Source organism: Intrasporangium sp., from assembly GCF_032907665.1.
Taxonomy (GTDB): domain Bacteria; phylum Actinomycetota; class Actinomycetes; order Actinomycetales; family Dermatophilaceae; genus Intrasporangium.
Map to the genome: position 1 here is coordinate 1 of NZ_JAJJPG010000007.1, position 24,104 is coordinate 24,104.

A 24,104-nucleotide genomic window follows, 5' to 3' on the forward strand; every position below is an offset into this window, starting at 1 on the left:
CACACCAGACGCGCCACACCCAGCAGCCGCGACAGACCCCGTGGACCCGACCGGCAGGATCGACGCGACCGGCGCGAGCAGGCCCGTGGACCCGACCGGCGCGCTGGCGCAGGTGCCGGTCGAGGTGCAGCTGGTCATCACCGACCGCGCCCTGCTCGCCGGCGACGACAACCCCGCCCACATCCCCGGCTACGGACCCGTCCCGGCCGGCTGGGCCCGCGACCTGCTCACCCGGTCCCTCCACGACGAACCCGACCAGCCACACGCCCCAAACGACCCGACACGCCGGCGACAACGACATCGGGCCAAGGTCTGGCTGCGCCGCCTCTACACCCACCCCGACACCGGCACCCTGGTCGCCCTCGACTCCCGACGCCGCCTGTTCCCACCCGGCCTGCGCCGCTTCCTCATCACCCGCGACGGCACCTGCCGCACCCCCTGGTGCGACGCCCCGATCCGCCACGCCGACCACGTCACCGCCCACCAGCACGGCGGCCCCACCACCGACACCAACGGCCAAGGCCTCTGCACCCGCTGCAACCTCGTCAAGGAGCAACCCGGCTGGCACACCCAGGTCACCGACCCCGGCCCCACCACCGGCAGCCCCCGACCCCACACCATCACCATCACCACCCCCACCGGACACACCCACACGACGACCGCCCCACCCGTCCTGCCCGCACCCACCGGGCCGCCCGGAGTGCTGAGCTTCGCCATCGACCGCACCCGGGTCCCCGCCCCCGGCAGCCCGTTCGAGGTCCGCGTCACCGACCTCCTCGCGAGCTGACCCACAACCTGGCCCAGCGGCATACGGCACGATGGAACTCGTGACTGAGGATCCGCGCGCCTGGGTGCTGCACGTCGATCTCGACCAGTTCATCGCTGCCGTCGAGGTCCTGCGCCGCCCGGAGCTGGCCGGCAAGCCGGTCATCGTCGGCGGTCGCGGAGACCCGAGCGAGCGGGCCGTCGTGTCGACAGCGTCCTACGAGGCCAGGGAGTTCGGGGTCGGCTCCGGGATGCCGCTGCGGCTCGCAGCCCGGAAGGTGCCGGATGCCGTCATCCTCCCGGTGGACGCGGATGCCTACAACGCCGCGTCCGAGCACGTGATGGCCACGCTGCGAGGCCTCGCCAGCGAGCACGGACCAGTCGTCGTCGAGGTGCTCGGCTGGGACGAGGCGTTCGTCGGTGTGACGACCGACGACCCGGAGGCCTTCGCCCGACACGCCATGGCCGAGGTGCTCGAGGCGACGCAGCTGCACTCATCGGTCGGCATCGGGGACAACAAGATCCGGGCCAAGATCGCCACCGGCTTCGGCAAACCCCGCGGCGTCTTCCGCCTGACCAAGGACAACTGGCTCGAGGTCATGGGCGACCGACCCACGATCGACCTGTGGGGAGTCGGCTCGAAGATCTCGAAACGCCTGGCTGCCCTCGGCATCGAGACCGTCCGGCAGCTCGCCTACTCGGACGAGGAGGCGCTCGTCGCGGAGTTCGGCCCTCGAATGGGCGCGTGGTATCGCGAGCTGGGTCGCGGCCTCGGCTCAGCCGTGGTCGACGCCAGCCCGTGGGTCGCCAGGGGCCACAGCCGCGAGACGACCTACCAGCAGAACCTCACCACCCAGGACGAGATCCGTGACGCGGTCCGCGTGCTCGCCGAGCAGGTCCACGCCGACACCGCGAAGGAGGGTCGGCCCGTCTACCGGGTCACCCTGAAGATCCGCTACGCCCCCTTCTTCACCCAGACGAAGTCAAGGAAGCTCAAGGCGCCCACCCACGACAAGGACGACGTCGTGGCGGCCGCCGTGGCGCTCGCCGAGACGGTCGAGCCGGGTCGGGAGGTGCGGCTGCTCGGGGTCCGCGCCGAGATGGTCATGCCCGAGGAAGGCGACCCGGCCGAGCGGACTCCCATCCGCGGGCGGCTCTGAGAGCGGGAGCAGCCTCGCGCACTCGACGAGCGTCGTCAGCGGTCCCGAGGGCGGAGCCCCTCCCACCGCGCGAGTCTCTCGGCAACCTCACGCTCACGCTCGGCGTTGCGGCGAGCCCGATCCTGCTCAGCCGCGGCGGTCATCACGCCCCGGTAGACACTGACGATCGCGAGCGCCGTCGCACTGTAGGCCGCGATGGCCAGGACGAGCGCATTGCTTCCGCCGCCGAAGGCGGACCGGAAGAGGTGGAGGAACACTGCCGCCGCGCCGGCGACGGCGGCGAGGACGAACCACAGGATCGTCGCCCGGGTCACGGTGGAGTGCACGGCGTCACTCTCGCACAGGCGCGGGCACGGTGGGCAGGGAGCCTCCGTTGAGCCACAGGGGCAGCTGGTCGGCGAAGTGGTCGTCGCCCGCGATCCCTGACGACCCCATCGGGACGACCCACCGGCTCGCGTCACGGTCGGCGAGGTCCCACACATAGCGGGCCACCGGACCGATGTAGCAGCGATCCGTCACCCCCGGCGCGCTCCCGGCCGCGAGGACGCACCCCTTGTCGCCCGGCACGGGAGCGTCCGGCGCCGTCGGGAGGCCGCCGAGCCCGTCGAGGGCATGCACGGGGTCGAACCAGTGGCGATCGCCCCACACCGTCACCGTGTCCCCCTGGCGGGACACGCGCTCGAGGGCCTCGGCCACTCCGGCTGCCACGTCGATCCCGTGCCCGGCCGCGCCGTGCACCATCGCGTGCCAGCCGATCCCGACCTGGAGCGGCACGGTGAGCCAGGTGGTGAAGAGCCGGGAGTGGCCGGTCGGCTCGTGCAGCGGGGCGAGCGCGGGGTGCTCGGCGAGCCACTGGACGAGGGCGCTGCGCCACTCGGCGAAGACCGCCGCACCCCGGCTGTGCGGCAGACTCAGCCCGTCCCACGCGAGCAGCGCGTCACGCACGCCTGCCGCGGCGCCGGACACGCCTGCAGCAGAGACGAGCTCGCGCATGAGCGCAGCCTGCCCATTGAGGGTGTCGACGTGGATCGCGAGGAAGTCGTCGGCGGTCAGCCCGCGGCGCTCTCCGAGCAGCTCGCGGATCCGGGCGGCCCGGAACGGGGAGGCGTACTCCACGCCGAGCCCGCCGCCGCTCGCCCGGTCGTTGGCGCTGACCAGCACCTCCTCGACGGGCGTGGCTGCACCCTGTCGCCAGCCGGTCCACTCGTGCCTGGGGTCCCAGGCGTCGACCGGGACCTCCAGGTTCACCGCTGCGCGCTCGGCCACCCGCCCGACGACGAGGTGCCGGACCGCGCCGCTCGTGTCGGCGACGACGGCGCTGTTCACCGGCTCCACCCAGCGCGACAGTGCCGCCTCGACGTCGTCGACGGTCCGCGAGCGCAGGAGCGGCAGGAACGCGTCGAAGCCGAGGTCCAGGGTGACCTGGGCGGGGGTGCGAAGGCTGAAGCAGTCCGGACCCGGGCTCTCCGGGACCTCTGCCGAAGGCTCCAGCGCCGCATCAAGACCCTTCTCGAGCCCCGTGACCACCGGGCCCCGCTCGGTCGTCACGACGGGAACCTCGACCGGCTCGGCGCCGCGGACGACGACCGTGTCGAGCGTGCACGTCGCCGGTCCCCAGCCGTCGACGCCGAGCGCCTCGAGCGTGCCGTCGGATCGCCGTCTCAGCTGCTCCCGGGTGAGGTCCTGGTAGTCGGCCATCGCGTTGGTGATCCCCCAGGCGACGGAGCCGGCGTGCGCGAAGTGCTGAACGCCGGGCACCCCGGGGAAGGCGAAGCCGACGACGTCGAAGTCACTGCACGCGAGGCCGACCTGCTGGTAGCAGCCGGGCACCTCGATGGTCCGGTGCGGATCGCCACCGATGAGCGGAAGGCCGCTCGCCGTGCGTTCGCCGGTGACGGCCCAGGCGTTGCTGCCCGACTGGGTGACGCCCTCGGCGTGGAAGAGCGGCAGCCAGTCCGCGCCGAGCCGGTGCACCACGTGGTCGTTGAACAGCTTGGCCGGGAAGGTGCCGAAGAGCAGGTGCACTGCCCAGAAGATGCCGAGCGGTGTCCACGGTTCCCAGGGCCGTGGGCCGGCTGAGTAGTCGTCCAACCCCAGGAGGCGCAGCTCCTGGGCACGGTGCAGACCTGTGGCGAGCCGGTCGTTGACCCCGTCGACGTAGGCCGACACCCAGGCGCGCGTCTCGTCATCGAGCCGCTCGTAGCAGGCCTGCACGGTCGGCTCGAGCCGCACCTGACGGGCGAAGCGGTCCCACGGCAGGCCCTCCTCGCCGATGTACTCCGCCGTCCGCCCCTCCATCCGCCACCGGAACCACTCGAGCTGCCACGCGCGGTCCTCCGCCGTGACCTGTCCCTGGAGCCTGGCCAGGTCGAGGACGGTCGGCGCCGTGAGGTGCGGGATGCCGTGCGAGTCGCGGCGGACCTGACCAGTCATGTCGGACAGCATCACGGCAGGGAGCCTTCCACGTCCATGCCGATTCGTTGCCGGGCCAAGGCGCCCGGGGGTTGCACGAGCCGCCGCCACGGGGTCGGCGTGCGGCTAGGTTTGGTCCATGGTGCGCGGAGAACGCAACGTCCTGGGGGGCGACCTCGAGCTGTGCAGCGCCGACCCTCTCACCGGCTTCTACCGGGACGGGTTCTGCACGGCGGGGCCGGAGGACCGAGGGAGCCACACCATCTGCGTGGTCGTCACCGCCGAGTTCCTCGACCACCAGCACAGCGTCGGCAACGACCTCGTCACGCCACGCCCGGAGTGGCGCTTCCCCGGCCTCGCGCCGGGCGACCGCTGGTGCGTCGTCGCGACGCGTTGGCTCGAGTCCCACCAGGCGGGATTCGCCGCCCCGGTCATGCTCGCCGCCACCCACGAACGCGCCCTCGACGTCGTCCCGCTCCAGCTGCTCCAGTCGTATGCCGCTGACGTCCCCGACGATCCCAGCTCCCTCCTCTGACGGCAGGCCCACCGGAGCTCCCCCGCTCCGTCGAGGGGACGGGAGCGCGCAGGTTGAGAGCAATCTGACCATTTCTCCCCATGGAGGCCCTTGAGGTCCGACAATCAGGGATCGGCGCCTCGTGCCGTTCAGCCCCCGTCCCCGAGTGACGCCCGGAGGAGTCCATGCGCGTCGTTCGTGTCCGTGTGACGCGGGTGAGCGCTGCGCTGCTCGTGTCCACGGCAGTGGTCGTCGCCTCCTGCTCCGGCAACCCAGGGGTCGAGATCAGCCAGGCTCCCCGCGGCAGCGTGCCGACGCAGACGGTCACCGTCACGGTGTCGGCGTGGCGGACCGCGACCCAGACCGTGACCGCGACGACCACGATGGTCACCCCGACGACCGTCCTGGCGACGCCGACCGTGACCGTGACGCTGCCGCCGCGCCCCGTCGTGACCTCAACGGCGCCGTTCGACCAGGCGAGGGCCATGGCGAGCTACCAGGCGATCATCGGCGACATCACGGCTCTCGACGCCACCGGCGGTGCGGGAGCAAGCGCTGCCCTGCGTTTCGAGTCCCTCGCCCGCCATCTCACCGTGCTCGAGACGACGACTGCCCCGCCCGGGCTCGACCCGCCCAGCTTCTTCGGCCGGGTCGCCTCGCTCCGGCTCTTCGCCGACGCCGCCTCCGCGGAGGCGCTTGCCGGATCCCCGCAAGCACCCGCGCGCTACGCCGTGATCCGGTCCGAGGTCGCAGTCCTCCTGTCCATGGTCAACGGGGCGCTCCGCACGAGCCTCGCCCTGCCCACCCCACCGGCGACAACCGCCCCCTGAGGCGCCGTCCAGGGCCGTCCAGCGCCGACCGACACCCGCAGGCGCGCCGGCGTCGACCCGGCACGACTGAACCAGACCGGTCTCGGTGTCGTATCCACGTCCCACCACCCGATCTCACGGAGGGGCCTGCCATGCATCGAACCCGTTTCCTCGTCGCGGCCGCCGCTGTCGCCGCGTCCGCAGCACTCCTCGCCCCGGCCACAGCCTTGGCCGACGGGCGCCCGCTCTCCACCGATCTGCTCGGAGCCAACGAGCCCGGAGGGGGTGACCCGGACGGCATGGGCACCGCCGACGTCTGGGTCAACGTGGGCCAACGGGAGGTCTGCTACGCGCTCGCCGTATCGGGGCTCGATCCCGTCGTGGGCGCCCACATCCACAGCGCCCCAGCCGGCATCAACGGTCCGATCGTCGTTCCTCTCGAGGCACCGGTCTCCGGGACGTCCAGCGGCTGCGTGACGGTCGACCGATCGCTCGCCAAGGCGATCCTCAAGGCGCCCCAGGTCTTCTACGTCAACGTCCACACGACCGTCTTCCCGGGTGGGGCCATACGCGGCCAGCTCGGCTGACGCCCGCCCGAGCGGTCAGGGGCGGGGCAGGGCTCGGCCGAGCCGACGCGCAGCATCCGGGATGGCGTCGGCTTCGATGGTGCCGATGCCCATGACCAGCCCCTGCACCGGCGGCTGCTCGAGGTAGCGCGGCGTGAGCGCCTCGGTGCGCACGCCATGGCGCGCTGCCGCCGCGGCGATGGATCGGTCGTCGACGGACTGGTCGCGGAAGTGGACGCACACGTGGAGCCCGGCGACCGATGGCACGACCTCGAGCACGTCGTCGAAGCGGGACAGCTCGGCCAGCAGGCGACGCCGTCGCTCGCCGTAGACGCGGCTTGCCCGGCGCACGTGCGCCGCGTGATGGCCCTCGGCGATGAAGTCCGCCAGCGCGCCGTGCGTGACGACGTCGCCCTCCCACATGCTCACTCGCTTCGCCTCGCGCAGGGCGGGCTGCAGCGAGAGAGGGGCGACGAGATAGCCGACCCGGAGGGAGGGGAGCAGGGACTTGGAGAAGGTGCCGACGTAGATGACCCGGCCCTCGCGGTCGAGGCTCTGCAGCGGCTCGAGCGGGCGGTCGGAGAAGCGGAACTCGCTGTCGTAGTCGTCCTCGAGGATCACGGCGTCGTGGTCGACCGCCCATCGCAGCAGGGCAGCACGCCGGGACAGGGTCATGGCCACCCCGGTGGGGAACTGGTGCGACGGTGTGACGTAGACGATGCGTGCGTCGTCGGGCAGGGCGTCCACGACGAGGCCCTCGCGGTCGACCGGAATCCCGCGCACGACCGCCCGGTGGGTCGCGAAGAGCCGACGGGCGGCCGTGTAGCCGGGGTCCTCGACGGCGACGACGGTCCCCGGCTCGACGAGCACCCGTGCGACGAGGTCGATGGCCTGCTGGGCCCCGACGGTCACGATGACGTCCTCGCCCGAGCACACGACCGACCGGGCCAGGCCGAGGTGACGCGCGACCTCGTCGCGCAGCCGGCGGTGGCCGCGGCCGACGTAGGTGAGGTCCTCGAGCCGTGATCGTCTCAGCTGGGTCGACACGAGGCGGCGCCAGACCTCGAGCGGGAAGAGCCGGCGATCCGGCAGGCCCGCGTAGAGGTCGTGGACGCGGCCGTCGAGCGGACGCTCCGGCTCGCCGCCTGGGGTCAGCCACAGCTCGAGCGGTTGCACGGCGCCTGACCGGGCTCGCCGCTCCCGGTCCTCGGCGCCGGTCGCGAGCGCCACCTCCGAGACGAACGTGCCCGAGCCGGTCCGGCTCTCGAGGAAGCCCTCGGCCACGAGCCGGTCGTAGGCCGACGTCACGGTGCCGCGCGCCACTCCGAGCTGTTGCGCGAGGTCGCGGGTGGCGGGCACCCGGTCGCCGCGCGCGAGCCGTCCGTCGAGGATCGCCTCGCGCAGAGCGGTGTAGATCCGGGCGGTCCGGTCGCCCGGGGAGTCGAGGCTCACGTGGATGTCCACGAGGAGATCGTAATCGGACCAGCCGACTGCGGGAGAAGCGGACCTGCTCAGCGGTCCAACCACGACCCGAGCATGGAGTCATGGCACCCCGCACCCGACCCGTCACGGCCGCGGCTCGCCCACCGGGGCAGCCCGCCGGACCCTCGTCAGCGCCGGCGGCCCACGGCACGCTCACGGTCGCCCAGGGCACCGCCCTGTCCGTCGGAGCCGTGCTCGGCACGGGCGTCATCACCCTGCCCGCCCTCGCTGCGGCCGTCGCCGGCCCCGCCTCGCTCGTCGCGTGGGCTGCCCTCGTCCTCCTCTCGGTGCCGCTCGCCGCCACCTTCGCCGCGCTCGGCGCCCGGCTGCCGGACACGGGAGGGGTCTCGACCTATGTCCGGCGGGCGTTCGGGGACCGGGCTGCCGGGGCGATCGGCTGGTGCTTCTACTTCGCCATCCCGGTCGGGGCACCGCCGGCGGCGATGATGGCCGGCGGCTACGTCGCCGACGTCGTCGGCGGTGGGCGCGCGACGACCCTGGTCGTCGCGGTCGTCCTCATCCTCGGCACCGCGGCGATGAACGCCGTGGGGCTGCGGCTGTCGGGCCGGGTCCAGCTGGGCCTGGCCATCACCCTGGCGCTCCTCATGCTCGTCACCATGACGTTGGCCTTCCCGCACGGCGACCCGGATCACCTGGCGCCCTTCGCCCCGCATGGTTGGGGCGGTGTTGCCACCGCGGCTGCCCTCCTCGTCTGGGGCTTCGCGGGCTGGGAGGCGGTCGCGCCGCTCTCGGCCGAGTACCGCAACCCGCGCAGAGACGTCCCGCGTGCCACGGCAGTCGCTGTCGGCGTCGTCGGTGTGCTCTACCTCGGTCTCGCCTCGGCGAGTGTGCTCGTCCTCGGCTCCTCCGCGGGCCAGAGCGAGGCGCCCCTGTCCGACCTCATGGCAGTCGCGCTCGGTGAGGGCGCCCGCGTCCTCACCGCGGTGGCGGCGGTCATGCTGACGCTCGGCACCATGAACGCCTACTTCGCCGGCGCGTCCCGCCTCGGGGCCGCTCTGGCCCGCGACGGCGCGCTCCCCCGCCTGCTGGCGCGCGGCAGTGGCCCCGGTGAGGTGCCACGTCCCAGCCTCGCCGTGCTGACCCTCGGCGCCGGCCTGTCCCTCGTCGTCGCGGCCGTCCTCGAGCTGGGCCTCGCGCCCCTCATGCTCCTCACGACGGGGTGCTTCACCCTCGTCTACGTCCTCGGCACCGGCGCGGCGCTGCGTCTGCTGCCGAGGTTCTCCCCCGGCTGGTGGACCGCGGCCGTGGCTTTCGTCGCGGCCCTCGGGCTGCTCGCCGTCAACGGGGTGCACACGCTCTGGGCCCTGGGGATCGCCGCGGCCTCGCTGGCCTACCGGGCCCGCGGGCCCGCCAGGGTGACCGCGTCCTCCCCCTGAGCCCAGCGGCATACGGCCTCCACGACCCAATTGGGGCGAACCCATTGCGCCCGGTCACGGGGAAGGGCAGGCTCGCCCTCACAGTCTCAATGGGGAGGACCCACATGCACGTCTCACGACTTCGTGCAGTCGCAGCCGCAGCGGTCGGGGCGCTGCTGGCCGTGCCACTGCTCGTCGCGCCGTCCCAGGCGGCCGGAGGGCCCGCTGAGCGAGCCGCCGACCGACCGGGCAAGCCGCTCACCGTCATGACCCGCAACATCTACCTCGGCGCCGACATCAACCGTCCGGTCCGGGCGGCCCAAGCCGCGGCAGCCGCACCGGGCGCCACCCCGGAGTCGATCATCGCGGCTCTCGCCGTCGCGACGGACCAGACCCGGCGCATCGTCGACCAGACGAACTTCCCAGTGCGCTCGAAGCTCCTCGCGAGCGAGATCGCCTCGACCAAGCCGGACCTCGTCGGCCTGCAGGAAGTCGCGTTGTGGCGGTCGGGGCCGATCAACCCCGCGGCGATCGCCAACCCGAGCGCCACGACCGTCGACTACGACTTCCTCCAGATCCTCCTCGACGACCTCGCCGCTGCCGGCGTCGAGTACGAGGCGGTCAACATCGGCGAGCGGGCCGACGTCGAGGCGCCCGCCTTCACCGCGACGGGCCAGGACATGCGCAACGTCCGGCTCACCATGCACGACGTCATCCTCAAGAAGGCCGACAACTCGTTCCGCGTCACCGGGTCGCACGACGAGATCTTCGACGCCAACCTCCCCGTCTCGATCGCCGGAGCGGAGCTCAACTTCTCCCGCGGCTACCAGTGGGTCGACGTCCAGGCGGGCAGGCAGAAGCTCCGCTTCGTCAACAGCCACTTCGAGGCGTTCAGCTCCGACCTCGCACTGTTGCAGGCCAAGCAGACGGTGGCTGAGGCGACCGCGACCGACCGCACCACCGTCTTTGTCTGCGACTGCAACTCCGACCCGCTCAACACGTCGGTCAAGCCCATCGACCACGTCCCCCACAAGGCGCCCTACGACTTCATCACCGGTCCGGGCGGCTACACGGACCAGTGGCTCGAGTGGGCGCCCGCCGAGGAGGGCTGGACCGCGGGCCTGTCCGAGCTCGTCGACGACGAGACCCCCGCCAAGATCGACCACCGCATCGACATGGTCTTCTCCCACACCCTGGACGGGGAGCCGCTCGACGTCGACCGCGGACTCATCACCGGTGACGAGGTCGCCGACCGTGACCCCGCCACGGGCCTGTGGCCGTCGGACCACGCCGGAGTGCTCCTCCGCCTGCGCGGGTGGTGACCCGAGCACCGACGCACCGCAGCCGTATGCCGCTGAGTGAGCTCAGCGGCATACGGCTTGCTTTCGCGGTGACTGCACCCGGCAGGGCAGGATGGGCGCATGTCGACGCGCAGTGAGCACCAGGCCGTCGTCGAGCGAGCGGTCGCCGAGTACCGCGAGCGGCACCCTCGGCTCGTCGAAGCGACCGGCCGCTACATCGAGATGGTCCAGGAGCTGCTCGACGACGCGGGGATCAACTACCTCAGCGTGTCCGGTCGGACCAAGTCCGTCGAGTCCTTCAAGGGCAAGGCCGAGCGGCTCGTCGACGGGGTCCCCCTGCACCCCAACCCGATCGAGGACATCACCGACGCGATCGGCGTGCGCGTGATCACCTACGTCCAGGCCGACGTCACCGCGGTCGCCGACCTGCTCGCCCAGGAGCTCGCCGTGCTCGACGACCGCGACCTCGGGCTGGAGACGGCACGGGCCGGTAGGTGGGGCTACACGAGTCGGCACCTGCTCGTCGCCGTGGACGCCAGCCGCGTCGTCCCACCGGCCTACGAGCCCCTGCTCCGGCTCGCCGCCTCAGTCCAGCTCCGCACGGTGCTGCAGCATGCGTGGGCCGAGTTCGAGCACGACATCCGCTACAAGGGCAGCGTCCCCGAGGAGTACGCGTCCGACCTCGACCGGCGGTTCACCCTCGCCGCCGGCTTGCTCGAGCTCGCCGACCGGGAGTTCTCGGCGATCCGGGACCGCCTCCAGGTCGCCATCCCCGCCGAGCCGGAGCCCGAGCCCCACGAGCCCCCGGCCGGGCGCCAGATCGGGTCGCAGGACCTCGCCAGGTTCCTCGCGAGCAAGTACTCCGACGCGGGATGGTCGCGCACCGACCACTACGACTGGATCTCCGGCCTGCTCCGAGAGCTCGACATCACCGACGTCGAGACCCTCGACTCCGTGCTCGCACCCATCGACAGCGCCGACGTCACGGCCCGGATGGGCTACAAGTACCCGCCCGGCGCGGTGCGTCGTCTCGATGACGCCCTGCTCGCGTCCTTCGGCGCCCGCTACGCCGAGCTCGAGGGCAACGCGCACCGACGGGCGGCGCTCGAGAGCCGGCTGACGAAGCTGCGCGGATAGGGACGACCCGATCAGCACGGCTTGGCCCGGAGACTCGGGCCCGTCGGGAGCGGGCCCTGACGCTGCGCCCGTTCAGCCGCCGAGTCCTGGCATGCCCGGCAAGGAGGAGATGTGCGCCTGCCCGATCAGGACGCAGGCGAGGGCATTCCTGGCGTAGAGGACCCGACGTCCATCCCGTCTGGCATGCAGCAGCCCCGCCTCGGTCAGCACGGACAGGTGCCCGCTGACGGTTCCGGGGGCGAGCCCGAGGCGATGGGACAGGTTCGTCGTCGTGCGTGGCACGTCGAGCTGTTCGAGGATCGCGGTCCGCGACCTGCCGAGCAGCTGGACCAGGGGAGCCGGGCTGTCCTCACTGTCCGTGTCCCAGACCCGAGCAAACCCCCGCGCGGGATACGAGACCACGACGGCCCGGCTCCGCTCGACAACCACGACGTTCGGCCACCGGAACGCGGAGGGGACGAACCACAGCACTTCATGGTCATCTGTCCGCGGGCGTTGGACGGATTCGGTCGCGACCTGGATCCGGTCCGCACGACATCGGATCGCCGGGTCCAGATCGCCGATCGTCCGGCGCAGGCCGCACGACACAAGGCTCAGCGCCCGGTGCGAGATGTCAGCGCAGAGAACGGATTCCACCCGTTCCCACAGATCGTCGAGCACCGCGCTCCAGAACCCGCCGAGGGCGTGGCTCGCTCGACAGGCGAGGTCCTCCGCGTCCATGGTCGCGAGTCTGCTGCCCGGATCGAGGCGGTGCAGCACGGCCTGGTCGCCGACCACGAGGTCCAGCGGGGTGGTGGCCACGGCCGCGAGGCGATCGGCGGGGCACATCGGACCCGACACGGGTATGGGCGTCAACAGACTGGGCACCCAGCCGCTGCAGCGTGTCAGGTCGAGCAGCAGTCCGAGGTCGAAGTCAGGCCTGGCCGGAACCCGGGCGCGCAGGTGCCTGCTCATCGGGTACCCGCGAGCATGGCTGAGCACGGACAGTGCGGCCACCGCCTCCCACACCGGATCAGCCGCGAACTTGGCGCCTGCCAGGACCTGCGCCGTGAGACCGATCTCGATCATGTGGAACCCCCCGGATTGCTGTGCCCAGGTGCCGCCAAGCCCAGCTGTCACCCGGGCCGGCCTAGTGGTACACGATGGAGGCCACGTCCATGAGGAGTGCCTTGTACCACTTCCAGAGGTCGAGGGTAGGTTCGGGACGCGCAACCCGTCGAGTCCTTTTCGGGCACCGGGCACCCTCGTTCAGCACACCTGCTCGAGGATGCGAAGCAACAGGTCCAGCGCCCGGCGGTAGTCGCGCTCCGCCGGTGCCGCGTATCCGATGACCAGCCCGGGCCGCGCGTTGTCCGGGTCAAGATAGGAGGACCGCACGCCCCACAACCGCAAGCCCTCGGCCCGGGCCCGTTCGTACACGGCCCTTTCGTCGGTGCCTGCCGGCAGCGTGAGAAGGACATGCAAGCCTGCGGGCCTCCCCTCGAGGACGAACCCGCGTCTCGACAATCCGGAGTCCTGCAGAGCGCTGGTGAGCGTGGCGCGTCGCCGTTGGTAGGCCAGCCGTGCCGAGCGGACCGCCGCATCGTAGCCATCGCTGGCCAAGAACTCGGCCAGCGTCAACTGCGTGAGGACGTCGGTGTGCAGATCGGTGGCGACGCGGACGGCTTGCACATCCGGCACCCACTCGGGCGGAAGCACCATCCAGCCCAGGCGAAGTGCGGGCGCCAACGCCTTCGAGGCGCTGCCGAGGTAGATCACCTGGTTGGGGCCCAGTCCCTGCACCGTGCCCAGCGGGGAGCGACCGAACCGGAACTCGCCGTCGTAGTCGTCCTCCAGCACGATGCCCCCGGTGCTCGTCGCCCAGCCGAGCAGGTGTCGGCGACGAGAGGCGGACATGATCACCCCGGTTGGGAACTGGTGGGCGGGCGTGACGACCACGGCGCCGACCTGCCCCAGGTCCCCCGAGGCCAACAGGTCGGTGCGGGCTCCGTGCGAGTCGACCGGGAGGGGCACGACCTCGAGACCGCAGGTGGCCAGGACGTCTCGCTGAAGTGACCACATCGGTTCCTCGACGGCCACGCGGCGCGTCCCCCGGCGGCGAAGCACCGAGCCGAGGACGAAGGTGGAATGGATCGTGCCCGACGTGATGACCGTCGTGTCCGGAGTGGTGTCCACGCCCCGCGTTCTGCCGAGATAGTCCGAGATGGCTTCCCGCAGGGCGGGGACGCCCAAGGGGTGTCCGTAGTCGAAGACGCGCGGACCGGCGCTTGTCAGGGCCTTCCGCGAGGACCGCAACCACGCCGTGACGGGGAAGCGGGTCACATCCGGCACGCCGGGCCGCAGACTGAGCAGGTCGCGCTCTGCGGCGTTCACTGCACTCACGGCCGAGGGCCGGTCCGGCAGGCGCTCGACCACCGTCCCTGACCCCTGCGCTGCCGACAGGTACCCCTCCTCGACGAGCTGGGCATAGGCGGCTGCGACCGTGCCCCGCGACATGGCCAGCTGGTGAGCCAGCGCGCGAGACGAGGGAATTCGCGTTCCCGGTGCCAGCCGCCCACCGCGGATGGCGTCCCGGAGAGCGGTCTCCAGACCTGCCCGGCGACCCAAGCCCTCCGGCAGATCGAGGTCGAGGTTCACCCCAGTGCCGGCGGTGTCAGCCACGACTCGGACCCTACCTGCCCAGCAGGTCGGCAACCACACGGCCTAGCGCATCCCGGTCGCAGCGGCACATCAGTCAGATCACGATTGGGAATTCGGCGATGAATGAATCGTGGTGGGCCCTTTGGCTCGGCATCCACACTTCCGCGAGAAGTGCGGCGCCAGGAGGTTCACCCTACCTCGTCCGCTGCGCCTCGAATGCCGCCGCATCCCCGGCGACATCCTTGTGGCCGACCGCTACACAGGCGGCCGGCAGAGTCATCGAGGAGCCCTCCACATGAAACAACGAACCGCGAAGCGGCCGCTCATTGCGGCGCTCGTCGTCGCCGGCGTCGCCCTTGCCGGCTGCTCGTCCTCGTCGGCGGGCGACACGTCCGCCGATGCCAATCCCACCGACCAAGGGGCCGGCTGGCCCGAGACGGCCGAGATCTCCCTCGTGCCGGGCAAGCCCGGCGGCACCTTCCGGCTGGGCATCGTCGAACCAACGGCGATCGACCCGTACAACGCCCAGGAGTCCGAGGGGATCCTGGTCACGCAGTACCTCTTCAGCAGCCTCGTGAAGTTCGAGCCGGACGGCACTGTGGCCCCCGCTGTGGCAGAGAAGTGGGAGTCAGACGCGAGCTGTGCCACCTGGACGTTCACCCTGAAGAAGGGAACCACCTTCCACAACGGCGAGGAGGTCACCTCGGAGTCCTTCAAGCGCGGCTGGGAACGGGTTGCCGCCAAGACCGCGGCGTCAGACGTCGCGTACCACCTCGCGCCGATCAAGGGGTTCACCGAGATGAACGGCGGAAAGGCGGATTCCCTCTCCGGCGTCGACGCGACGGATCCCGGCGTCCTCAAGGTGAGCCTGGCCGAGCCGGACTGCGAGTTCTACCTGCGGACTGGGCACACCGTCTTCAGCCCCGTCCCCTCGGTGGCTGGGGCAGCCGACAACAAGCAGTTCAACGAGCAGCCGATCGGCAATGGCCCGTTCATGATGGACGGCCCGTGGCAGCACGATGTCGGTATCAAGCTGAAGCGGTTCGAGAACTACACCGTCGGCCCGAAGGCATACCTCGACGCGGTCGAGATCTCCATCACCGCGAACGGGAACCAGGACGAGTACGACGGTTTCAACAACGGCAGCTTCGACTGGGCCAGGATCCCCGTCCCGCTGCTCCCCCAGGCCCGCGCGGCGAACGAGAGCAAGGGCAACTGGATTCGCAAGAACACCAACGGGATGAACTTCCTGCTGCCCATGGTCACCCAGAAGCCGTTGGACTCGGCGGACGCGCGCAAGGCGATCTCGATGGCGATCGACCGGGACGCGATCATCAAGGGGATCTTCGGAGGCTCGCAGACAGCAGCCACCTCGTTCGTTCCGCCGGTGTTCAAGGACGCGTTCCAGGAGGGCGTCTGCACGGCGTGCACGTTCGACCTGGCCAAGGCCAAGGAGCTCGCCGCCAAGGCCGGCCTGGTTCCGGGGACGGAGCTCAAGTTCCAGATCAACACCGGCGGCGGCCACGAGGAGTGGAGCGCCGCGGTCAAGCAGCAGCTGGAGAAGAACCTGGGTCTCAAGGTGGACTTCAGTGCCGTCGAGTTCAGGGACATGCTGGAGAACCAGCAGCAGCCCGGCGCGTCCGGCATCTTCCGCCTCGCGTGGGGCGCCGACTACCCGACTCCTGGCAACTTCCTCGGCCCGCTCCTGTCCACCGCATCCATCGGTGCTCCCGCGGACAAGCCCGTCATCGGCGACAACCGAGGGCGCTACAGCAACAAGGCGTTCGATGACCTGCTCGCCAAGGCGCAGGCCACGAGCGACGCGGGCGCCCGGACCACGCTCTACCAGCAGGCCGAGAAGCTGGCCATCGGCGACGACCTCGCCCTGATCCCACTCTGGAACCGGACACAGAACCGCCTGGCCAACTCGGCGAAGTTCACGAACCTCCGAATGGACTTCAACGAGAACCCGGACCTGTCCGTCATCAGCGTGAAGTAGTCCTCGCGCCGCAGCTCACCGACGACTGCGCGGGCCGGGCAGATCGGCTCCCGCCATCCCACAGGCAGGGACCGGCCCGCGCAGTCCCTTGAGGAGGAACCAGTGGTCCCGTACATCGTGCGCCGCCTGCTCCAGGCCGTCGGTGTCGTCATCGCCGCGACGATGCTGCTGTTCGTCGTGCTGTTCCAGCTCGGCGACCCCTTCGCGTCCAACGGCGACAAGGTCGTCCCACCCGAGGTCCAGGCGGCGCTCCGCGAGAAGTTCGGGATGGACCAGTCCCTCCCGATGCAGTACCTGAACTATCTGGGTGGCCTGCTCACCGGCAACCTGGGGATCGACTTCGAGCAGCGCCGCGATGTGACCGAGCTCATCGGGGCCGCCCTCCCCGGAACCCTGCGCCTGGCCGCGGTCGCAATTGTCATCGACATCCTCATCGGTGTGACCGCTGGTGTCATCGCCGCAGTGTGGCGCTACTCCTTCTGGGACACGCTCGTCACGATCCTGTCCACGCTCGCGATCGGCGTGCCCTCCTTCGTCATCGCGGTGGCGCTGCGGGCGAACCTCAGCGGAGAGTGGATCTTCCCCATGGTCCCCCGCCCGTTCACGGAAGAGGTGCCGTGGTACCTGGAGGTGCTCCTGCCTGCCTTCACCCTGGCGATCATCGACGCGGCGTTCATCGCCAGGCTCATGCGCGGGTCCATGCTCGAGGTTCTCCGCGCCGACTACATCCGGACGGCGCGCGCCAAGGGCCTCAGTGAGCACCGGGTCGTCCTCCGGCACGCCCTGCGCAACTCGGTCATCCCGGTCGTCACCTACGTCGGGATCAGCCTGGGCGTGTTCATGGGTGGAGCGATCATCACCGAGGCGATCTTCCAGTACCGCGGGGTGGGGTTCCTCACCGCCCAGGCAATCTCGCAGAACAACAACCCCGTGATCATGGCGATCGCGACCTTCGCCGTCGTCACCTTCGTGGTTCTCAGCCTCATCGTCGACATCATCTACGCCTCCCTCGACCCCCGCATCCGCCTGGAGTGACGCCATGACCTCCCCGGTTCCTGCCGACACCGCGACGACCACCGCGACGACCACCGCGACGACCCCGCTGGCCCTGGCACCGGACCAGACGCGTCCGCTTGCCGACATCTGGGCGCGGTATCGCCGCAACCGACTCGCCCTCGCCGGGCTCGTCGTCGTCCTCGTCCTCGTGCTCCTCGCGCTCCTCCAGCCCTGGATCACACCCCATGACCCGTTCGAGCAGGACCTGCTCAACGTCGCGGCCACCCCGTCCCCCCAGCACTGGTTCGGGACCGACGTCCTCGGCCGGGACCTGCTCTCCGGCATCCTCTACGGCCTGAGGCTCGCCATCATCGTCGGCGTGAGCACCATGGCGGGGAGCCTGCTGGTCGGCGTCACCATCGGCGCGATCGCCGGCTACCGCGGTGGCATCGTCGATGCCGTCCTCATGCGGGCCACGGACATCGTCCTCGCCTTCCCGTTCCTCATCGGCGCCATCGTCATCGTGCAGGCCCTCGGCGACAGCGTGGCCGTCGTCATCGTCGCGTTGGTCGCGCTCGGCTGGACGACCGCCGCCCGACTGACGCGCGGCCAGGTCCTGTCGATGCGCGAGGCCGAGTACGTCGAAGCGGCAACGTCGATCGGCGCGTCGGGACCGCGGATCGTCATCCGGCACATCCTGCCCAACGCGATCGCTCCCGTCCTCGTGTACGCCTTCACGAGCATCGGCGTCGCCGTCGTCGCCATGGCCGCGCTCGCCTTCCTCGGTGTCGGCGTCCCCGCCGACGTGCCCGAGTGGGGTCGCCTGATCAGCCAGGCCATCCCGCAGATCCAGGTGCCGGACCGCCAGTTCCTGTGGATGTTCCCGGCTGGAGCCATCTGCCTGTTCACGCTCGCCTTCGCGCTCGTCGCCGACGGGCTGCGTGACTCACTCGACCCGAAACTGCGATAGGACCGCGAATGACCACCCAAGACACAGCGCGTGGGTCGCACCTGCTCGAGGTCAAGGACCTCCGCGTCCACTTCGATGTCGGCCAGCGGGTCGTCAAGGCGGTGGACGGCGTGAGCTGGAGCATCGACGAGGGGGAGACCCTCGCCATCGTCGGCGAGTCGGGCTCGGGCAAGTCGGTGTCCGCCATGACGATCCTCGGCCTGGTCCCCACCCCGCCCGCACGGATCCCCGGTGGCCGGGTCTTCTTCCGGGGTCGTTCGTTGCTCGACATGTCAGAGAACGAACAGCGGCAGCTCCGGGGTCGCGACATCGCGATGATCTTCCAGGACCCGTTGACCGCACTGAACCCGGTGTTCCGGATCGGGGACCAGATCGCGGAGATGGTGCGCCAGCACCAGCAGGTGTCACGAGCGGCCGCCCGTCGCAGGGCGCTGGACCTGCTCGGGGAGGTCGGCATCCCCAACCCCACACAGCGCATCGACCAGTACCCCCACGAGTTCTCGGGCGGGATGCGCCAGCGCGTCATGATCGCCATGGCGCTCGCCAACGACCCGAAGGTCCTGCTCGCCGACGAGCCCACGACAGCCCTGGACGTCACCGTGCAGAGGCAGATCATGGCGCTGCTCGGGCGCCTGCAGGAGGAGCGCAACACCGCGATCGTGCTCATCACGCACGACCTCGGCCTCGTGGCCAGCCACGCCGACCGCGTCAGCGTCATGTATGCCGGCAGGGTCGTGGAGACCGGCACGTGTCGCGACATCTTCCATCAGCCGCGCCACGCCTACACGCTGGGCCTGCTCACCAGCCTGCCCCGCCTCGACCGGCGCACCCAGGAGCGCCTGGCACCGATCCCGGGTGCGCCTCCGAACCTGGCGCTGGTGCCGCCCGGGTGTCCATTCCACCCGCGATGCTCCCTGGCCACGCCCAGCTGCGAGGACGACCGACCGGATCTCATGCGGGTCGGCGCCGACGACCACCACGCCGCGTGCCTGCACACCGATCGAGTGCACGCGCTCGCCACCGGCAGGATCGGCGCATGACCACCGCTGAGGCCCGGGCGCAGCGGATGGCGGAGCCGCCGCAGTCGGATCCACACCCGCCAACGCTGGAGGTCGTGGACCTGGTCAAGCACTTTCCGGTCCGTCGAGGCGCCCTGCTCAAACGGGTGGTGGGTCAGGTGCGCGCCGTCGACGGGGTGAGCTTCACCATCGCCCGTGGCGAGACGTTGGCCCTCGTCGGCGAGTCGGGCTGCGGCAAGTCCACCACGGCCCGTGCCGTTCTGCGCCTCATGCAGCCGACCAGCGGGACCGTCCGCCTCAACGGGGTGGACCTCGGCACGATCGACCCACGACAGCTGCGCCGGAGCCGGGCACAGATGCAGATCGTCTTCCAGGACCCGTACGCGTCCTTGAACCCCCGCATGACGGTCGGGCAGATCCTCGCCGAGAAGCACCAGCTCCTCGGCGACGGCACCGGCGTCTCCCCGGGCACCGTGGGCGACCTCCTCGAACGGGTCGGGCTGTCGGCCGACGTCGCTTCCCGCTACCCGCACGAGTTCTCCGGAGGCCAGCGGCAGCGCGTGGGCATCGCGCGCGCCATCGCGCTCAACCCCAGCTTCGTCGCGCTCGACGAGCCCGTGTCCGCGCTGGACGTGTCGATCCAGGCCCAGATCATCAACCTCCTGGAGGACCTCCAGGACGACCTCGGCCTGACCTACCTGCTCATCGCGCACGATCTGTCCGTCGTCAGGCACATCAGTGACCGCATCGCCGTCATGTACCTCGGCAAGATCGTCGAGACCGCAGGCCGGGACGACCTCTTCGACAACCCCCGGCACCCCTACACCAAGGCACTCATCTCCGCCGTTCCGGTGCCAGACCCCGACGTGGAGACGACGCGCGAGTCGATCATCCTGCGCGGTGACGTGCCGAACCCCGCGGACCCGCCGTCCGGTTGCCGGTTCCGCACCCGGTGCTGGCTGCTCCCCCAGCTGTCGGACGCTGAGCGCCGGCGTTGCATCGACGAGGTACCGGATTTGGAGCCGGCCGCGGGGGCCGAAACGCATGAGGTCGCCTGTCACCACGCGGGCGCGCTCACGTCATAGGAGAACATGGAGGCCGTGTGCCGCTGAGCCAACTCAGGCGGGGATGCCGCGATGTCGATTCCCGCGGGGCGAGTTCGTCAGGATGGTGTGGCGAGGGTCGCCACACCCTGACCGAAGGAGCCGACCATGGCCGACACGTACCTGTTCCTCATCCACGAGCCCGACTGGGACTCCGACGCCTACCTCACCGGCGACGGGTCGGCGGCGCCCGAGGGCCGCGACCCGAGCGCCCCGGCCGAGACCGACTTCCCCGAGCATGCGGCGTTCCAGGCAGCCGTCGCCGAGCTCGGCGCCCGGATCGTCGGGGGCGCGGCCCTGCAGCACTCGAAGTACGGCGGGACCGTCAAGGACGACGTCTACACCGACGGTCCCTTCACCGACACGTCGGAGGTCATCACCGGCTTCTACCTCGTGGAGACCGACGAGGCGACGGCACGCAAGGTCGCCGCCCTCGTGCCATCCGGCGGGCACGTCGAGTGGCGCAAGGTCTTCCCCACGGGGTGACGCTTGCTGGACAGCGAGTTCCAGGACGCGTGGCCGCGCATCGTGCGCGCCCTCGCGTCCCACACGGGGAGCCTCGACGACGCGGAGGAGTATGCCGCTGAGTCCCTTGCGCGCGCGGCTGACCAGCTTCGCCGGCCGGGGTCGCGGATCGACTCCCTGGCGGCGTGGTGCATCGCCGTCGCCAAACGCGCCTGGACCGACGAGCGCCGCCGCCGCGCCGTCGAGGCACGCCTCACCCCCGAGCTCGTTGTGCCGCAGGTGGACCCGACCTCGGTGCCCGACATGCCCGACGACCCACTCGTCCGCGGTTCCGACTCGCTCGACGACCGCCTCGCGCTCCTCTTCGTGGCGTGCGACGACGCACTGTCCGCGACGTCCCAGCTGGTCCTCGCCCTGCGGGTCGTCTGTGGACTGACCACCCGTCAGATCGCCAGCCACCTCGGCATCCAGGAGACCGCTGCCGCCGCGCGGCTCACCCGCGCGAAGCGCACCCTGGCCGAGGCCAGAGGTGCCTTTCGCGTGCCCGACCCGGCGGAGCAGCAGCGTCGACTGCCTGTCGTCCTCGCTTGCGTCGCAGGGATGTTCACGGTGGCTCATCGGACCGTCCTCGACCCGGTCGACGCGCTCGCCGACACCGGGAGGCAAGCCCTCTCGATAGCCGACGCCCTCGTCGCGGCCTTCCCGGCCGACCCCGAAGTGCGCGGCCTCCGCGGTGTCATCCGGCTCGGGCTCGCCCGACGACCGGGTCGGATCGACAGCGCAGGGACGGCGCTCGCCCTCGACGAGGTCGACCGCCGCCGCTGGAACCGAGGGCTGCTCGCGAGGGGGCTCGAGGATGCCACCTTCGCCTCGGCGCGCAGCAGCGGCCGGTTCGCCCTCGAGGCGGCGATCTCCGGGCTCCACTCGGTCGCAGCCACCTATGCGGACACCGACTGGACTCGGATCATCACGCTCTACACCGCGCTGGAGCAGGTGTGGCCCTCGCCGTCCGTCGTCGTCGCACGGCTGGCGGCAACGGCGCACCTGCTCATCGCGGAGCACGAGTCGCCGGCCCGGACAGAGGGGCTCAGGCACGTCGAGGAGGAGCTGCTCCGCTGGGAAGCGAGCCCAGCGGCATACGCCTCCCGCGACGCGAGCCTCACCCTGGCCGACCTCACCTGGCGCACCGGACGCCGGGAGGAGGCGTCCGCCCGCTACCGCGACCTGGCCGAGGTCATGGCGGCGGAACCGCTCCGACTCTTCTGCCTGCGACGCGCCGACAGCTGATCAGGCCGCGACCGCCCCACGGGCCCGCGAGGCCGAGGCCAGGAAGGCCGCGCCGGTCGCGAGGTGCATCGCCGCGAGCAGCGCTCCGCTCGAGGTGTCCTCCGCCAGCGTCAGGGGGCCGATCGCGGAGAGGACGGCGAACAGCGCGGCCGAGACGAGCACGGCGCGCGCCCAGGCGGGGGAACGGCGCGTCGCCCAGACGAGCAGCCCGGCCCCGACGGCGAACATCACCACCGTGCCCAGCAGGATCTCCAGGATGCCGACCGTCATCTCCCCGAACGCGGTGTGGGCCAGGAAGGTCACGTCGGCGGCTCGGCCGGCGAGCCAGAGCCCGGCGTTGACGAGGGCCGCGACCATCCCTCCGACAACGAAGGACGAGCGGCTCGGTGCTGCGGCTCGGACGCCGGGGCGAGTGGTGGACGTGGTGCTCATGTCGGACCTCCTGATGGGTCTTCGGTGGGTGTCCACGCCGGGCGATCGGCCCGACGCGTTCAGCAGTCCGACGAGGCACAGCCGCGGGATGTCAGGTCTCCCGTCATCGCCTCACATCCGCGGCCCCCGTCTCGTCAGAATGGTGTGGACCCCTCTGGAGAGAGCCGTCACGGATGACCGAGACACCTGAGACCAACGAATCGGGGCCGGACCTGGCCGCGCTGCTCGACGAACGCCGGCAGCTGATCAACCTCGCCTACCGACTCACGGGTTCGCTCGCCGACGCCGAGGACGTGGTTCAGGAGACCTACCTGCGGTGGTACGCGCTGCCGGAGGAGCAGCGTGACGCCATCGAGTCGACGGGCGCCTGGCTCACCAAGGTCGCCAGCCGCGTCTGCCTCGACCTGCTCCGCTCGGCCCGACACCGCCGAGAGCGCTACGTCGGCGAGTGGATCCCCGAGCCGGTTCCCGACCGGAACGAGTGGGTGGGCGCCGGCACCGAGGCCGCCCCGGTCGATCCCGCCGACCGGGTGACACTCGACGAGTCCGTCAACATGGCCTTCCTCGTCGTCCTCGACTCGATGACCCCGGCCGAGCGGGTCGCGTTCATCCTGCACGACGTCTTCCGCTACCCCTTCGCGGACGTCGCCGAGATCGTCGGCCGGAGCCCGGCCGCCTGTCGCCAGCTCGCCTCGTCGGCGCGGGGCCGGATCCAGTCCGCCCACGTCCACACGCCAGCGGCAGGCCAGGCCGAGATCATCCGGGACTTCAAGCGGGCCTGGGAGGCGAAGGACATCAGCGCTCTCATCGCACTCCTCGACCCGGAGGTCACGGCCGTCGCCGACGGGGGTGGGCTCGTCACCGCCGAGCTCCACCCGATCAACGGCAGCGCTCAGGTCGCGCGGACCGTCGTCGACCTCGCGACCCGGCTCCCCGGGCTCACCCTCCTCGAGCGGACGGTCAACGGGTCCCCCGGTCTCGTGCTGCAGGAGGACGGCTCCACGGTGACCGTCATGGCGTTCGGCCTCGAGGGTGGCCGGATCCGGCACATCTGGGCCGTGCGGAACCCGGAGAAGCTGCGTCCCTGGACGCGCTGAGCCGGGCCCTCAGACTCCGGTCTGCCCGTCGATCGCCTCACGGAGGAAGTCGGCGTGCCCGTTGTGGCGTGCATACTCCTCGATCATGTGGAGCAGGACGTAGCGGAGCGTGAAGTGCTCGCCCGCCCGGTTCTGCCGTGCCGACCGATAGTCCATCCCGCCCTCCGCGAGCGCGGTCTCGGTGCAGCGGCGCGAGTCCTCGATCGCCTCGTCCAGCATCCGTCGCAGGTCGTCGGGATCGTCGTCGACCGCGGTGTGCAGCTCCCAGTCCGGGTCGGCGTCCCAGTCCACCGACGCCCAGGGCTCGGCCTCGTCCCGGCCCAGCAGGCGGTAGGCGAACCACGTGTGCTCGACGAGGGCCAGGTGCTTGAGGAGGCCGGCGATCGTGAGGCTGGACGCGGCAGTGGTCCGGGCGAGCTGGTCCTTGTCGAGGCCCTCGGCCTTGAGACGCAAGGTGTCGCGGTGGTAGTCGAGGAAGGCGAGCACGCTGGTCACGTCGTCGGCGTCGCGGGGCGGGTCGGTCCGTTCGATCGTCATGCCGGGGACGCTAGCCACCCGGACGTGGTTCGCCCAC

Annotated in this window: 23 protein-coding genes; 16 read left to right on the plus strand and 7 right to left on the minus strand. The window is 71.0% G+C overall.

What is annotated here, in order from left to right; genetic code table 11:
• Together LOY02_RS02105 and LOY02_RS02110 are read left to right on the plus strand one after the other, a co-directional pair.
• The coding region (locus tag LOY02_RS02105; RefSeq protein WP_317180667.1) for an HNH endonuclease signature motif containing protein at window positions 1-787 on the plus strand (787 nt) is incomplete at its 5' end.
• Between the two features lie 31 nt (window positions 788-818).
• Window positions 819-1,925, plus strand: coding sequence for a DNA polymerase IV (locus LOY02_RS02110; protein WP_317180668.1), 1,107 nt, complete (start codon window positions 819-821; stop codon window positions 1,923-1,925).
• Window positions 1,926-1,960: 35 nt separating this feature from the next.
• Here LOY02_RS02110 and LOY02_RS02115 read toward each other — a convergent pair whose 3' ends face one another.
• Window positions 1,961-2,251, minus strand: coding sequence for a hypothetical protein (locus LOY02_RS02115; protein WP_317180669.1), 291 nt, complete (start codon window positions 2,249-2,251; stop codon window positions 1,961-1,963).
• Between the two features lie 4 nt (window positions 2,252-2,255).
• Complete coding sequence (locus LOY02_RS02120) at window positions 2,256-4,358, minus strand: penicillin acylase family protein (protein WP_317180670.1); 2,103 nt, start codon at window positions 4,356-4,358, stop codon at window positions 2,256-2,258.
• 118 nt (window positions 4,359-4,476) lie between these two features.
• Here LOY02_RS02120 and LOY02_RS02125 point away from each other — a divergent pair, with 118 nt between their 5' ends.
• The 3 genes from LOY02_RS02125 (at window position 4,477) to LOY02_RS02135 (ending at window position 6,247) form a co-directional block, all read left to right on the plus strand.
• Window positions 4,477-4,872, plus strand: coding sequence for a DUF2237 domain-containing protein (locus LOY02_RS02125; RefSeq protein WP_317180671.1), 396 nt, complete (start codon window positions 4,477-4,479; stop codon window positions 4,870-4,872).
• A 164-nt stretch (window positions 4,873-5,036) separates the two neighbouring features.
• Window positions 5,037-5,681 (plus strand): hypothetical protein, encoded by a 645-nt coding sequence (locus LOY02_RS02130; protein WP_317180672.1) that lies wholly within the window; start codon window positions 5,037-5,039, stop codon window positions 5,679-5,681.
• Window positions 5,682-5,812: 131 nt separating this feature from the next.
• Window positions 5,813-6,247 (plus strand): CHRD domain-containing protein, encoded by a 435-nt coding sequence (locus tag LOY02_RS02135; protein WP_317180673.1) that lies wholly within the window; start codon window positions 5,813-5,815, stop codon window positions 6,245-6,247.
• A 15-nt stretch (window positions 6,248-6,262) separates the two neighbouring features.
• Here LOY02_RS02135 and LOY02_RS02140 read toward each other — a convergent pair whose 3' ends face one another.
• Complete coding sequence (locus tag LOY02_RS02140; RefSeq protein ID WP_317180674.1) at window positions 6,263-7,690, minus strand: PLP-dependent aminotransferase family protein; 1,428 nt, start codon at window positions 7,688-7,690, stop codon at window positions 6,263-6,265.
• Window positions 7,691-7,770: 80 nt separating this feature from the next.
• On the opposite strand from LOY02_RS02140, the gene LOY02_RS02145 reads away from it, so the two are divergent.
• The 3 genes from LOY02_RS02145 to LOY02_RS02155 all read left to right on the plus strand — a co-directional run bounded on the left by LOY02_RS02145 (window position 7,771) and on the right by LOY02_RS02155 (window position 11,522).
• Window positions 7,771-9,105 (plus strand): APC family permease, encoded by a 1,335-nt coding sequence (locus tag LOY02_RS02145; RefSeq protein WP_317180675.1) that lies wholly within the window; start codon window positions 7,771-7,773, stop codon window positions 9,103-9,105.
• Window positions 9,106-9,209: 104 nt separating this feature from the next.
• Window positions 9,210-10,406 carry a hypothetical protein gene (locus tag LOY02_RS02150; protein WP_317180676.1) on the plus strand — a complete coding sequence of 399 codons (1,197 nt, stop codon included), beginning with the start codon at window positions 9,210-9,212 and terminating at the stop codon, window positions 10,404-10,406.
• A gap of 99 nt (window positions 10,407-10,505) precedes the next feature.
• Window positions 10,506-11,522 carry a GTP pyrophosphokinase gene (locus tag LOY02_RS02155; protein ID WP_317180677.1) on the plus strand — a complete coding sequence of 339 codons (1,017 nt, stop codon included), beginning with the start codon at window positions 10,506-10,508 and terminating at the stop codon, window positions 11,520-11,522.
• A gap of 72 nt (window positions 11,523-11,594) precedes the next feature.
• Here LOY02_RS02155 and LOY02_RS02160 read toward each other — a convergent pair whose 3' ends face one another.
• Window positions 11,595-12,590: an ArsR/SmtB family transcription factor gene (locus LOY02_RS02160; RefSeq protein ID WP_317180678.1), complete on the minus strand. Its 996-nt coding sequence runs from the start codon at window positions 12,588-12,590 to the stop codon at window positions 11,595-11,597.
• Between the two features lie 180 nt (window positions 12,591-12,770).
• Window positions 12,771-14,183 (minus strand): PLP-dependent aminotransferase family protein, encoded by a 1,413-nt coding sequence (locus LOY02_RS02165; RefSeq protein WP_317180679.1) that lies wholly within the window; start codon window positions 14,181-14,183, stop codon window positions 12,771-12,773.
• A 274-nt stretch (window positions 14,184-14,457) separates the two neighbouring features.
• Between LOY02_RS02165 and LOY02_RS02170 the strand changes: the two genes are divergently transcribed.
• From LOY02_RS02170 to LOY02_RS02200, 7 genes are all read left to right on the plus strand, one after another.
• Complete coding sequence (locus LOY02_RS02170) at window positions 14,458-16,161, plus strand: ABC transporter substrate-binding protein (RefSeq protein ID WP_317180680.1); 1,704 nt, start codon at window positions 14,458-14,460, stop codon at window positions 16,159-16,161.
• 102 nt (window positions 16,162-16,263) lie between these two features.
• Complete coding sequence (locus tag LOY02_RS02175; protein WP_317180681.1) at window positions 16,264-17,196, plus strand: ABC transporter permease; 933 nt, start codon at window positions 16,264-16,266, stop codon at window positions 17,194-17,196.
• A gap of 4 nt (window positions 17,197-17,200) precedes the next feature.
• Entirely contained in the window at window positions 17,201-18,127 is a 927-nt protein-coding gene (locus LOY02_RS02180) for an ABC transporter permease (protein WP_317180682.1), read from the plus strand.
• An 8-nt stretch (window positions 18,128-18,135) separates the two neighbouring features.
• Entirely contained in the window at window positions 18,136-19,167 is a 1,032-nt protein-coding gene (locus tag LOY02_RS02185) for an ABC transporter ATP-binding protein (protein ID WP_317180683.1), read from the plus strand.
• Complete coding sequence (locus LOY02_RS02190) at window positions 19,164-20,231, plus strand: ABC transporter ATP-binding protein (RefSeq protein ID WP_410505905.1); 1,068 nt, start codon at window positions 19,164-19,166, stop codon at window positions 20,229-20,231. The genes LOY02_RS02185 and LOY02_RS02190 overlap by 4 nt, the downstream gene beginning before the upstream one ends.
• A gap of 126 nt (window positions 20,232-20,357) precedes the next feature.
• Window positions 20,358-20,735, plus strand: coding sequence for a YciI family protein (locus LOY02_RS02195; protein WP_317180684.1), 378 nt, complete (start codon window positions 20,358-20,360; stop codon window positions 20,733-20,735).
• Window positions 20,736-20,738: 3 nt separating this feature from the next.
• Complete coding sequence (locus tag LOY02_RS02200) at window positions 20,739-22,001, plus strand: DUF6596 domain-containing protein (protein ID WP_317180685.1); 1,263 nt, start codon at window positions 20,739-20,741, stop codon at window positions 21,999-22,001.
• On the opposite strand, the gene LOY02_RS02205 is transcribed toward LOY02_RS02200, so the two are convergent.
• Complete coding sequence (locus tag LOY02_RS02205) at window positions 22,002-22,433, minus strand: DUF6069 family protein (RefSeq protein WP_317180686.1); 432 nt, start codon at window positions 22,431-22,433, stop codon at window positions 22,002-22,004. It abuts the gene before it with no gap.
• Window positions 22,434-22,606: 173 nt separating this feature from the next.
• Between LOY02_RS02205 and sigJ the strand changes: the two genes are divergently transcribed.
• Complete coding sequence (gene sigJ / locus LOY02_RS02210) at window positions 22,607-23,530, plus strand: RNA polymerase sigma factor SigJ (protein WP_317180687.1); 924 nt, start codon at window positions 22,607-22,609, stop codon at window positions 23,528-23,530.
• A 9-nt stretch (window positions 23,531-23,539) separates the two neighbouring features.
• On the opposite strand, the gene LOY02_RS02215 is transcribed toward sigJ, so the two are convergent.
• Window positions 23,540-24,067 (minus strand): DinB family protein, encoded by a 528-nt coding sequence (locus LOY02_RS02215; protein ID WP_317180688.1) that lies wholly within the window; start codon window positions 24,065-24,067, stop codon window positions 23,540-23,542.
• Window positions 24,068-24,104 lie beyond the last annotated feature (37 nt).